The organism is Streptomyces sp. NPDC006430 (assembly GCF_040612395.1).
Classification (GTDB): domain Bacteria; phylum Actinomycetota; class Actinomycetes; order Streptomycetales; family Streptomycetaceae; genus Streptomyces.
Genome location: NZ_JBEXQA010000017.1, coordinates 1 through 11,263 on the forward strand (window position 1 = coordinate 1; position 11,263 = coordinate 11,263).

Sequence of the window (11,263 nt, forward strand, 5' to 3'; positions counted from 1 at the left end):
TCTCAAGGAACGGACGCTTCCTTTGTACTCACCCTCATTACTGGGGCTTTCCTCCGGGCTTCGTTCTTCGTTTCCGACTCTATCAGACTCTTTCGTGTCCGATTCCCGGTCGAAGCGGGTTTCGCTTTCCAGGTCTTCGCTTTCGCGTTTCCCTTTCCGGCGATTCCGACTCTATCAGATCCTTTCGGGCCTGACCCCCAATCAGCGGGTTGTGCTGCTTGGGCTGTTGGGCCCTTGCGGCGAGTGAGACAGTAGCGGATTCCTCGCCCCCGAACCTAATCGGCGACTGCGTCCTTGGACGCGGATTCCTCATTCGCAAATACGCATGAAAACGAAACGGCAATGCGCCGTTCGTTCGAATGGGTAGTGCGGGATGGCTGCCCGGGGACCGACCGGAGTCGGCGCTCACGTCGGACAACTCGAAGAACCTTACGGATCGGAGGAATCTGTGTCAACTCCAGGACAGGCGACCCTGGGAGCGCTAGCCTGTCCCCATGACCACGCACGTGCTCACACTCAGCCTTCGCTGGTGGGCCGCCTGAGGGCGGCCGACCCATCGCGCGAGCACGCATGCGCTCACGGCCGCCGCTACGGCGGCCGTTTCTGTTTCTCCCTCCGGGAGTGGCTCGGTCGCCCGCCGCGGCGGCACCGACACGAGTCACGGACCGAACAGGGAGACAGGACATGACGAGGATCTTCAGCGGGATCAAGCCGACCGGGCATCTGACCTTGGGGAACTACCTGGGAGCCGTCCGGCACTGGGTCGCCACCGACCAGCGGCCGGACGAGGCGCTGTTCTGCGTCGTCGACCTCCACGCATTGACGATCGAGCACGATCCGGCACGGGTGCGCCGGCTCAGTCGGCAGGCGGCGACACTGCTGCTCGCCGCCGGGCTGTCCCCGGAGAAGTGCACACTGTTCGTCCAGAGCCACGTCGACGAACACACCCGACTGGCCTACCTGCTGGAGTGCACCGCCACCGACGGAGAGCTACGGCGGATGATCCAGTACAAGGAGAAGGCCGCGCAGGCCCAGGCCTCCGGGGACGGCGTACGGCTGTCGCTGCTCACGTATCCGGTGCTGATGGCCGCCGACATCCTGGCCTACGAGACCAAAGAAGTGCCGGTGGGCGACGACCAGCGCCAGCACGTGGAGCTGGCCCGGGATCTGGCGGTGCGGTTCAACCAGCGGTACGGGCACACCTTCACAGTGCCGAAGGCGACGTATCCGGCGGTCGCCGCGCGGGTCATGGACCTTCAGGAGCCGACCTCGAAGATGGGGAAGTCGGGTGGGACGGGGCCGGGCGTGGTGTTCATGCTCGATGAGCCCGAGGTGGTTCGGAAGAAGGTCATGCGGGCCGTGACCGACAGCGGGGACGGCGGGGTCGTCTACGACCCGGTGGAGCGGCCGGGGGTCTCGAACCTGCTGGACCTGCTGGCCGCCTGCACCGACGGGGATCCGGCCCTGCTCGCCGAGGGGTACAGCGGGTACGGGGCGCTCAAGCGGGACGTCGCCGACGCCCTCGTGGAGGTGCTGCGGCCGGTGCGCGAGCGGCATGCCGAGCTTGCGGCCGATCCGGCGGCGGTGGAGAAGGTACTGCGGGAGGGGGCCGGGCGGGCGCGGGCGCTGGCACGGCCCGTCGTGGACCGGGCGTACCGGACGATCGGGCTGCTGGAGCCCTGAAGGGGGGCGGGCCCCCGTGCGTGCGGGGGCCCGTACTTCCGTGTCAGCCGTTGCCGGAGGCGAGCTCGCGGCTTCGGTCGCGGGCGGCTTCGAGGGCGGCGATCAGGGCGGCCCGTACACCGTGCCGTTCCAGTTCGACGATCGCGTTGATGGTGGTGCCGGCCGGGGAGGTGACGGCTTCGCGGAGCTTGACCGGGTGTTCGCCGCTGTCGCGGAGCATCACGGCCGCGCCGATGGCGGCCTGGACGATGAGGTCGTGGGCCTGGGCCCGGGGCAGGCCGAGGAGGATGCCGGCGTCGGTCATCGCCTCGACGAGGAAGTAGAAGTACGCGGGGCCGGAGCCGGAGAGGGCGGTGGCGGCGTCCTGCTGGGACTCGGGGACGCGCAGGGTCTTGCCGACACCTCCGAAGATCTCCTCCGTGTGGGCCAGGTGTTCGGAGGTGGCGTGGCTGCCGGCCGAGATGACGGACATGGCCTCGTCGACGAGGGCGGGGGTGTTCGTCATGACGCGGACGACCGGGGTGCCGGGCGCGAGCCGCTCCTCGAAGAAGGAGGTGGGGATGCCTGCGGCGCCGCTGATGACCAGGCGGTCGGCGGGGACGTGCGGGGCGAGCTCGTCGAGGAGCTTGCCCATGTCCTGCGGCTTGACGGTGAGGATCAGCGTGTCGGCGCGCTTGGCGGCCTCGGCGTTGCTGACGGCCTCGACGCCGTAGCGGGTACGGAGCTCCTCGGCCCTTTCCGCGCGGCGGGCGGTGACGAGGAGCTTGGAGGCGGGCCAGCCGCCGCGGATCATTCCGCTGAGCAGGGCCTCGCCGATCTTGCCGGTACCGAGGACTGCGACTGTCTGGGTCATGCCCGATTCACCTCGCCTGGGGGTACCTCCCAGCGCAGGCCGGGAGGTCGTGGTGCACGTGGGGTGGTGCTGAGGATGCGTCTACGTGCTCATCCTTGCACCCGAGCGCGCAGCGGCGAGGAACCGTCCGCAGTGCGGTCAGGGGGTGCGGCGGCGGAGGGTGGCCGCGCCGAGGGCGAGCACGAGGAGACCGCAGGCGGCCACGATCACCACGTCGCGGACGAAGTCGGCGGTCATGTCGGTGTGGGTGACGACCTGGGTCATGCCGTCGACGGCGTAGGACATGGGCAGGGCGTCGGAGATGTGTTCGAGGACGGGCTGCATGGTGTTGCGTGCGGCGAAGAGCCCGCAGAGCAGCAGCTGGGGGAAGATCACGGCCGGCATGAACTGGACGGCCTGGAACTCGCTGGCCGCGAAGGCCGAGACGAAGAGTCCGAGGGCGGTGCCGAGGAGCGCGTCGAGGAGGGCGACGAGCAGGAGTAGCCAGGGCGAGCCGACGACGTCGAGGCCGAGGAGCCAGAGGGCGAGGCCGGTGGCCAGGAGGGATTGGACGACGGCCACGACGCCGAAGGCGAGGGCGTAGCCGGCGATGAGGTCGCCCTTGCCGAGCGGCATGGCAAGGAGGCGTTCGAGGGTGCCGGAGGTGCGCTCGCGCAGGGTCGCGATCGAGGTCACCAGGAACATGGTGATCAGGGGGAAGATCCCGAGGAGGGATGCGCCGATGCTGTCGAAGGTGCGTGGGCTCCCGTCGAAGACGTAGCGCAGCAGCGTGAGCATCAGGAGGGGGACCGCGAGCATCAGGGCGATGGAGCGCGGGTCGTGGCGCAGCTGGCGCAGGACACGGGCGGCGGTGGCGGCGGTACGGGCGCCGTTCATTGCAGTGGTGGCGGTCACGGGGTCGGCTCCTGGGCGGCGGGGGTGTCGGCCTCGTCGACGAGGCTGAGGAACGCCTGTTCGACGGTGGCGGCGTGGGTCTGGGTGCGCAGTGCGGCGGGCGTGTCCTGGGCGAGGATGCGGCCCTCGCGCATGAGCAACAGGTCGTGGCAGCGCTCGGCCTCGTCCATGACGTGGGAGGAGACGAGGATCGTGGTGCCGCGGGTGGCGGCAAGCTCGTGGAAGAGGTTCCACAGGTCGCGGCGCAGGACCGGGTCGAGGCCGACGGTCGGTTCGTCGAGCACGAGGAGCTCGGGGGTGCCGAGCAGGGCCACGGCGAGGGAGACGCGGCTGCGCTGGCCGCCGGAGAGGTTGCCGGCGAGGGCGGTGGTGTGGCTGGCGAGGTCGACGTCGGTGATGGCGCGGGCGACGGCGGCGCGGCGGCGGGGGGCCGCGGCGCGGCCGGGATCGAGGACGGCGGCGAAGTAGTCGAGGTTCTGCCGGACGGTGAGGTCGTCGTAGATCGAGGGGGCCTGGGTGACGTAGCCGATGCGGGAGCGGAGCTCGGGGTGGCCGGCGGGGCGACCGAGCACGTCGAGGGTGCCGGTGACGTGGGCCTGGGTGCCGACGACGGCGCGCATGAGGGTGGACTTGCCGCAGCCGGAGGGGCCGAGGAGACCGGTGATCCGTCCGCTGGGGACGTCGAAGTCGATGCCGTCAATGACGGTGCGGGGGGTGCGGCCGGTGCCGCGGCGGACGGTGAGGCCCCGGGCGTGCACGGCGGCGGCCGGGCCCGGGGCGGTGGCCCGGGCCGCCTCTCGCTCTCGATTATTCATCATGCGATGAATAATGCTCCTGGCGGTGCCGGGGCGTCAACAGGTCACAGGACCGGACGGGTTGGTGGGGCCGTACGGGTTGGCGGGGCCGGGCGCGTTGGCGGGCCGGGCGGACTCACCCGCAGGCGTTCACTTCTTCCGCTTGGGACGGCGCGCGGCCGGGTTGCCCGTACGGGTGCTGCGGCGGCGGGCGAATTCGGCGGTGGCGCGCTGGTACTCGGCCCGGCGCAGCTTCTCGCCTGGGGCCTCGGCGAAGCAGCGCAGGAAGTACGCGATGAGGGAGCCGATGAAACCGATCGTCTTCAGGCCCTTGAGGGCTGCCTCGTCGGAGGACGGGGCGGGACGGCGACTGAAGGAGTCCCAGGTCTTGGCGAAGGCGATGGAGCTGGCGATCGCGAAGAGGACGACGACGGAGACGTTGAGGAAGGTGCCGACGTTGCCGATCTCCAGGCCCTCGTAGGAGAGCCGGAGCAGGACGGCCGCGGCGACGGCAGTGGCGAGCGAGCCGACGGCGACGCCGACCCGGCGCAGGGCGTAGCCGCCGTCGTGATCCACCCAGGTGGTGCCGAAGAACCGGATCGGCTCGGGCTCGGGGCCGGCGGAGGCCGCCGGGACCTGTCCGGCCTTCGTCGCGGCTGCGGGCACCCCCGACGAAGGCCGGGGGTGGGTCTGGTCTCGCTGGTCGTCGCTCACACCAGCGAGTATCCCCCGGCGGACGGTCCGGGCCACGCGTGTCTCAGGTGTCAGACGGGCCGTGCCGCTACGCGCACTGGGTGGCGACGTAGCCGTCGCTGCCCGTGTGCACGTACGCGTCGGAGACGAACTCGCCGTTGCCGATGCAGTCCCAGATGTTCGTCGTGCCGTACGGGCCGGTGACCGTGTCGCCGTCCGTCTGGCAGCGGATCGTCACCGAAGCGCCGTAGGGGAGCACCCTGACGATGGCGTAACCGAGTCCGGGGCCGCTGCGGACGTTGACCCGGTAGCCCGGAGCGACCGCGAAGGTCTGGAAGCCGGAGTCGGAAGTGGTGGCGGCCAGGCCCTGGATTTGGCTTGAATCGTTCTCTACGGACATGCGAAATCTCCCCCCGTGGGCGTTGCCGTGCGCAACTCGCGCAGGGTAGCAGGCCCCTTGGAGATTCGTACGGGTCACGACTAGGCTCCGGCGGGGGTGGTGAGCGGTGCATTCGTTGCGCGCGGACTACGTGGGCTTTCCGGAGTACGCCGGGCAGTACCGGCTCGAATCGGTGCTCGGTTCCGGCGGCATGGGCGTCGTCCACCTGGCCACCTCCGACTCCGGGCTGAAACTCGCCGTCAAGATCGTGCACGCCGAGCACGCGGTCGATCCGGAGTTCCGGGCCCGCTTCCGGCAGGAGGTCACCGCGGCCCGGCGAGTGAGCGGGGCCTTCACCGCCCCCGTCGTGGATGCCGATCCGGATGCCGAACGGCCGTGGATGGCCACCCTGTTCATCGATGCCCCGACGCTCGCCGAGCGCGTACGGGAACGGGTGCTGGACCCCGTCGAACTGGCCAGGCTCGCCGCCGGGCTGGCGGAGGCCCTGCGGGACATCCACCGGGCGGGGGTCGTCCACCGCGACCTCAAGCCCAGCAACGTCCTGATGGCCCCGGACGGGGTACGGGTCATCGACTTCGGCATCTCGCGACCGGCGGACAGCGACCTGCGGACCGAGACCGGAAAGCTGATCGGGACGCCGCCCTACATGGCGCCGGAGCAGTTCCAGCGACCGAGGGACGTCGGGACGGCCGCGGACGTCTTCGCCCTGGGGGCCGTACTCGTGCACGCGGCGACGGGGCACGGACCGTTCGACTCCGACAGCCACTACCTCGTGGCGTACCAGGTGGTGCACAGCGAGCCCGATCTGAGCGGGCTTCCGGCGCAGCTCGCGCCGCTCGTCGCGCGGTGCCTCGCGAAGGAGCCGGCCGACCGGCCCACCGCGGAGGACCTGATCGCGGAGATGCGGGCGGTCGCCTATCCGACCTCCGAGGACACGCAGGCCTTCATCCCGAAGCCGCGGCCCCGGCCGCCGGCCGGGGCCGCGGCGCAGCCCCGCGCCGCGGCCCGGGCACGGGAGCAGGAGCCGGAGCAGGAGGTCACGCACCGGCGGGAGCGGATCGCGACCGATCGGCCCGCGGCGGCCGGACGCCGGACTCGGGTGGCGGCCACGGCCGCGGGGCTGGGCCTGCTGCTCGCGGCCGGGGCGATCGGCGGGTACCTCCAGTTCGGGGCGGCAGCCGAGGCGTCGGGACAGCCTGCGGACAAGAAGGCGGCGCCGGGGCCCGGGGCGAGGCCCTTCGCACCGTGGGCGGTGCCGCTGGGCGTGCAGGGGCAGGGGAAACCGCTGTCGGCGTGTTCGTGGGAGGCGGCGGGCCTGTACTGCTCGGGGCACGGGCTGGCCGCCGCCCGGCTCGACCCCGCGAACGGCTCGGTGCTGTGGTCCGTCCCGGCGGCCCCCGGATCGGCCGAGGCGAGCACGCCGTTCCACGGCGGCGGGCTCGTGTTCACGGTGACGACGGGCGGCCGTCTGCTCCTGGCACTGGACCCGGCGACGGGTGCGGAGCGGTGGAAGCGGAGCCTGACGCCCGGCACGAGGGTCGTGCCCGCCGGCCCGCGCGTGCTGGTCGCGGAACCCGACGGGAAGGTCACGGCCCTCGATGCGGCCGGCGGCGCCGTCCAGTGGACCAAGCGGATCGCGGCAGTGGGCTCCACCTGGTACCCCGGGCCGACGCAACCGGGCGCCAGCCCCGTCCTGCACCTCTCCACCCCCGCCGCGGACGGCAAGTCCACGCAGGTGGCGGAGGTCGACCCGGCGAACGGGGCGCTCAGCGGGCAGGTCCGGGTGTCCGGGACGGTGGAACCCGTCGGCGTGGCCGGCGGCGGGCTGTACCTACTGGAGAGCGACACCGCGGGAATGACCACCGCGGTCGTCCGCGTCGACCTGCGGACCAAGGCGGTACGGACGACCGGCTTGTCGGCGCCCCTCCTCCAGGCCCAGGCGGCCGTCGGCCCCGACGGGGTGACGTACGTGTTCGGCATCTCGGGTGCGCTGGTCGCCGTGGGCGGGAGCCGGGAGGAATGGCGGCTGGAGACGGGCGTGACCGCCGCCTCGCGGCCCGTGCTCGGGAACGGACGGCTGTACCTCGCGGCACTGGACGGGCGGCTGCTGGCGGTGGACACCGCAACGCGGCGGTTGGCGGGGCAGACCAAGCCGCGGATGAGCGAGGGCCGGAACACCTTCGCGGCGACGCTGCCCGCGCCGGTGGCGGCCCCCGACGGGCGGGTCTACGCGTCGGCACCGGACGGATCGGTCTTCGCCGTCGACGCGGGCAACCCCGCGGGGTGGTGAACCGGGCGGGCCGGCCACCCGTGACACGGAACCCCTCCCGGACATCCGGGAGGGGTTCCGTGTCACGGCTCGGGCAGCGTCAGAGCCGGCTGACGTCGCGGACGGCGCCCTTGTCCGCGCTCGTCGCCATCGCCGCGTAGGCGCGCAGGGCCGCCGAGACCTTGCGCTCCCGGTTCTTCGGGGCGTAGACGCCGCCGAGGGCCTCACGGCGGGCCGCCAGGGTCTCGTCGGAGACCAGCAGCTCGATCGACCGGTTCGGGATGTCGATGCGGATCCGGTCCCCGTCCTCCACCAGGGCGATCGTGCCGCCCGAGGCCGCCTCCGGGGAGGCGTGGCCGATGGACAGGCCCGAGGTGCCGCCGGAGAAGCGGCCGTCCGTCACCAGGGCGCAGGCCTTGCCGAGGCCGCGGCCCTTGAGGAAGGAGGTCGGGTAGAGCATCTCCTGCATGCCGGGGCCGCCGCGGGGACCCTCGTAACGGATGACGACGACGTCGCCCTCCTTGATCTCCTTGCGGAGGATCTTGTCGACGGCCTCGTCCTGCGATTCGCAGACGACCGCCGGGCCCTCGAAGGTCCAGATCGACTCGTCGACGCCCGCCGTCTTCACGACGCAGCCGTCGACCGCGATGTTGCCGCGCAGTACGGCGAGGCCGCCGTCCTTGGAGTACGCGTGCTGCACGGAGCGGATGCAGCCGCCCTCGGCGTCGAGGTCGAGGGTCTCCCAGCGCTCGGACTGCGAGAAGGCGGTGGCGGAGCGCTTGCAGCCGGGAGCCGCGTGCCACAGGTCCATGGCCTCGTCCGAGGCGGTGCCGGAACGGGCGTCCCACGTCGCGAGCCAGTCCTCCAGCCCGTCGGAGTGGACCGTGGTGACGTTCTTGTTCAGGAGTCCGCCGCGGTGTAGTTCGCCGAGGATGGCGGGGATGCCGCCCGCCCGGTGGATGTCCTCCATGTAGTACGTGCCGCCGGGTGCCACGTTCGGCGCGACCTTGGCCAGGCACGGCACGCGGCGCGAGACCTCGTCGATGTCGGTGAGGTCGTAGTCGAGGCCCGCTTCCTGGGCGGCGGCCAGCAGGTGGAGGATCGTGTTCGTGGAGCCGCCCATGGCGATGTCGAGGGCCATGGCGTTCTCGAAGGCCTCGCGGGTGGCGATGGAGCGAGGCAGGACCGACGCGTCGTCCTGCTCGTAGTACCGCTTGGTGATCTCGACGACCGTGCGGCCGGCGTTCTCGTACAGGGCGCGGCGGGCGGTGTGCGTGGCGAGGACGGAGCCGTTGCCGGGCAGGGCCAGGCCGATGGCCTCGGCCAGGCAGTTCATCGAGTTGGCGGTGAACATGCCGGAACACGACCCGCAGGTCGGACAGGCGTTCTCCTCGATCCGCAGCACGTCCTCGTCCGACACGTTCTCGTTCACGGCGTCGACGATCGCGTTGATCAGGTCGAGCTTGCGGACGGTGCCGTCGACGAGGGTGGCCTGGCCGGCCTCCATCGGGCCGCCGGAGACGAAAACGACCGGGATGTTGAGGCGCATGGCGGCCATCAGCATGCCGGGGGTGATCTTGTCGCAGTTGGAGATGCAGATCAGGGCATCGGCGCAGTGGGCCTCGACCATGTACTCGACCGAGTCCGCGATCAGATCGCGGGAAGGCAGGGAGTACAGCATGCCGCCGTGTCCCATGGCGATGCCGTCATCGACCGCGATGGTGTTGAACTCGCGCGGGATGGCGCCCGCGGCGCGGATGGCCTCGGAGACGATCCGGCCGACCGGGGCCAGGTGGGTGTGGCCGGGGACGAACTCGGTGAAGGAGTTGGCGACCGCGATGATCGGCTTCCCGATGTCCTCGCTCGCTACTCCCGACGCACGCATAAGGGCGCGTGCGCCCGCCATGTTGCGGCCGTGGGTGACGGTGCGGGACCTCAGCTCGGGCATCGGGTTTCTCCCCATGAGTGCAGCGGCGTTCGCACGCCTGCCGCGACTGTGGATATGGCTCGGTTACGAGGCTACGCCCATCGCCCGGGATACGGACAGGTAGTCCGGATGGCGGGACGGGCGGCTCAGCCTTCGGTCAAGTAGCGCTGGAGGGTGGGGGCCACCATGGTGACGATGGCCTCCGCGTCGGCGGATGCGAGGGGCTCGATCTGGACGACGTACCGCAGGATCGCGATGCCGACCATGTGCGAGGCGGCGAGCTCGGCGCGGAAGGTGGGGTCGGGGACGTTGAGGTCGGCGGCGACCCGTTCGAGGACCCGGCGCAGGATCAGGCCGCGCAGCACCTTCGCCGCCGCCTCGTGGGTGAGGGCGGAGCGGATCACGGCGAGGAGGGGGGCGCGGGTGACCGGGTTCTCCCAGATCCCCAGGAAATAGCGGGCCAGGCGTTCACCGATGCCGTCGGGACCCTCCCCGAGGATCGCGGGGACGACGAGGGTGGGCTCCATGCTGAGCTCGATGGCGGCGGCGAAGAGCTCGTCCTTGCTGCCGAAGTAGTGGTGGACCAGGGCCGGGTCCACCCCGGCGGCCTTGGCGATGCCGCGTACGGAGGCCTTGTCGTAGCCGCGCGCGGCGAACTCGGAGCGGGCGGCGAGGCGGATGCGCTCCTGGGTGCCGGGGCCGTCGTCGGCCTCGTCCTGGCGGGGGCGGCCGGGACCGCGACGGGGCTTGACCGGTTCCGTCATGGGCGCGGGGCCTTGATCGGGGCGGCGTTGGCCGCGAGGTGGAGGCGGGTGAAGGCCAGCGCCTCGGCGAGGTCGGCCTCGCGCTCCGCGGAGGACATCGCCCGACGGGTGTTGACCTCGATCACGACGTGCCCGGTGAAGGAGCCGACGGCGAGACGCTCCAGCAGCTCGGCGCAGGGCTGGGTGCCGCGGCCGGGGACGAGGTGCTCGTCCTTGGCCGAGCCGTTGCCATCGGCGAGGTGCACGTGCGCGAGCCGGTCGCCCATGCGGTCGACCATCGCGGCGGCGTCCGTACGGGCGGTGGCGGTGTGGGAGAGGTCCACCGTGAAATGGCGGTAGTCGTCCTTGGTGACGTCCCACTCGGGGGCGTACGCGAGCATCTCGCGGTCGCGGTAGCGCCACGGGTACATGTTCTCGACGGCGAAGCGGACATCGGTCTCGTCCGCCATGCGCCAGATGCCGGTGACGAAGTCACGGGAGTACTGGCGCTGCCAGCGGAACGGCGGGTGCACGACCACCGTGCTCGCACCGAGCCGCTCGGCCGCCGCTCGGGCCCGCTGGAGCTTGGTCCACGGATCGGTGGACCAGACGCGCTGGGTGATCAGCAGGCAGGGCGCGTGGATGGCGAGGATCGGCACCTGGTGGGCGTCGGAGAGGCGGCGCAGGGCGTCGACGTCCTGACTGACCGGGTCCGTCCAGACCATCACCTCGACGCCGTCGTAGCCGAGGCGCGCGGCGATCTCGAAGGCGGTCGCCGTCGACTCCGGGTAGACGGAGGCGGTGGAGAGGGCGACTTTCGCGGTCGGGATGCGGACTGGTTTTGCCACGGGGACAGGTTACGGGCCCGACGCCCTCCCCCGCCGTGACGATCACCACCCACCCCGGGATCCGGCCTCGGCCGCACGAGGCATCCCGGTGACGTACCGGTACGGGCCGGTGCAGTACGGGCCGGTTCGATACGAGCCAGTTCGGTACGGGCCGGTTCG

Annotated in this window: 10 protein-coding genes; 2 read left to right on the top strand and 8 right to left on the bottom strand. The window is 71.5% G+C overall.

Translation table 11 applies throughout. The features are described from left to right. The first annotated feature begins 684 nt into the window (after positions 1 to 684). A complete protein-coding gene (gene trpS / locus ABZZ20_RS22970; protein WP_356872382.1) occupies positions 685 to 1,683 on the top strand; it encodes a tryptophan--tRNA ligase in 999 nt (332 codons plus the stop codon). 43 nt (positions 1,684 to 1,726) lie between these two features. On the opposite strand, the gene proC is transcribed toward trpS, so the two are convergent. The 5 genes from proC to ABZZ20_RS22995 all read right to left on the bottom strand — a co-directional run bounded on the left by proC (position 1,727) and on the right by ABZZ20_RS22995 (position 5,317). Further along, the gene (gene proC, locus ABZZ20_RS22975) at positions 1,727 to 2,536 is read right to left on the bottom strand and encodes a pyrroline-5-carboxylate reductase (protein ID WP_356872384.1); all 810 of its coding nucleotides are present in this window, start codon (positions 2,534 to 2,536) and stop codon (positions 1,727 to 1,729) included. A gap of 138 nt (positions 2,537 to 2,674) precedes the next feature. Further along, positions 2,675 to 3,412, bottom strand: coding sequence for an ABC transporter permease (locus ABZZ20_RS22980; RefSeq protein ID WP_356872619.1), 738 nt, complete (start codon positions 3,410 to 3,412; stop codon positions 2,675 to 2,677). A 14-nt stretch (positions 3,413 to 3,426) separates the two neighbouring features. Then, complete coding sequence (locus ABZZ20_RS22985) at positions 3,427 to 4,245, bottom strand: ABC transporter ATP-binding protein (protein ID WP_356872621.1); 819 nt, start codon at positions 4,243 to 4,245, stop codon at positions 3,427 to 3,429. Between the two features lie 129 nt (positions 4,246 to 4,374). Beyond that, positions 4,375 to 4,890, bottom strand: coding sequence for a hypothetical protein (locus ABZZ20_RS22990; RefSeq protein ID WP_356872622.1), 516 nt, complete (start codon positions 4,888 to 4,890; stop codon positions 4,375 to 4,377). A 115-nt stretch (positions 4,891 to 5,005) separates the two neighbouring features. Beyond that, the gene (locus tag ABZZ20_RS22995; RefSeq protein ID WP_356872386.1) at positions 5,006 to 5,317 is read right to left on the bottom strand and encodes an SH3 domain-containing protein; all 312 of its coding nucleotides are present in this window, start codon (positions 5,315 to 5,317) and stop codon (positions 5,006 to 5,008) included. A gap of 106 nt (positions 5,318 to 5,423) precedes the next feature. Here ABZZ20_RS22995 and ABZZ20_RS23000 point away from each other — a divergent pair, with 106 nt between their 5' ends. Continuing rightward, positions 5,424 to 7,607, top strand: coding sequence for a serine/threonine-protein kinase (locus ABZZ20_RS23000; RefSeq protein WP_356872388.1), 2,184 nt, complete (start codon positions 5,424 to 5,426; stop codon positions 7,605 to 7,607). A gap of 79 nt (positions 7,608 to 7,686) precedes the next feature. Here the strand turns inward: ABZZ20_RS23000 and ilvD are convergent, their stop codons facing one another. The 3 genes from ilvD to ABZZ20_RS23015 all read right to left on the bottom strand — a co-directional run bounded on the left by ilvD (position 7,687) and on the right by ABZZ20_RS23015 (position 11,104). Further along, positions 7,687 to 9,534: a dihydroxy-acid dehydratase gene (ilvD, locus tag ABZZ20_RS23005; protein WP_356872390.1), complete on the bottom strand. Its 1,848-nt coding sequence runs from the start codon at positions 9,532 to 9,534 to the stop codon at positions 7,687 to 7,689. Positions 9,535 to 9,659: 125 nt separating this feature from the next. Further along, entirely contained in the window at positions 9,660 to 10,277 is a 618-nt protein-coding gene (locus ABZZ20_RS23010) for a TetR family transcriptional regulator (RefSeq protein WP_356872392.1), read from the bottom strand. Then, on the bottom strand, positions 10,274 to 11,104 hold the full coding sequence (locus ABZZ20_RS23015) for a sugar phosphate isomerase/epimerase (protein WP_356872394.1): 831 nt from the start codon (positions 11,102 to 11,104) through the stop codon (positions 10,274 to 10,276). The genes ABZZ20_RS23010 and ABZZ20_RS23015 overlap by 4 nt, the downstream gene beginning before the upstream one ends. Positions 11,105 to 11,263: the final 159 nt, after the last annotated feature.

What these genes read in the sequence shown, in the direction of transcription:
- trpS (WP_356872382.1), top strand. Translation starts at nt 685, where the DNA reads ATGACGAGGATCTTCAGCGGGATCAAGCCGACCGGGCATCTGACCTTG.
- proC (WP_356872384.1), bottom strand. Translation starts at nt 2,536, where the DNA reads ATGACCCAGACAGTCGCAGTCCTCGGTACCGGCAAGATCGGCGAGGCC.
- ABZZ20_RS22980 (WP_356872619.1), bottom strand. Translation starts at nt 3,412, where the DNA reads ATGAACGGCGCCCGTACCGCCGCCACCGCCGCCCGTGTCCTGCGCCAG.
- ABZZ20_RS22985 (WP_356872621.1), bottom strand. Translation starts at nt 4,245, where the DNA reads ATGAATAATCGAGAGCGAGAGGCGGCCCGGGCCACCGCCCCGGGCCCG.
- ABZZ20_RS22995 (WP_356872386.1), bottom strand. Translation starts at nt 5,317, where the DNA reads ATGTCCGTAGAGAACGATTCAAGCCAAATCCAGGGCCTGGCCGCCACC.
- ilvD (WP_356872390.1), bottom strand. Translation starts at nt 9,534, where the DNA reads ATGCCCGAGCTGAGGTCCCGCACCGTCACCCACGGCCGCAACATGGCG.
- ABZZ20_RS23010 (WP_356872392.1), bottom strand. Translation starts at nt 10,277, where the DNA reads ATGACGGAACCGGTCAAGCCCCGTCGCGGTCCCGGCCGCCCCCGCCAG.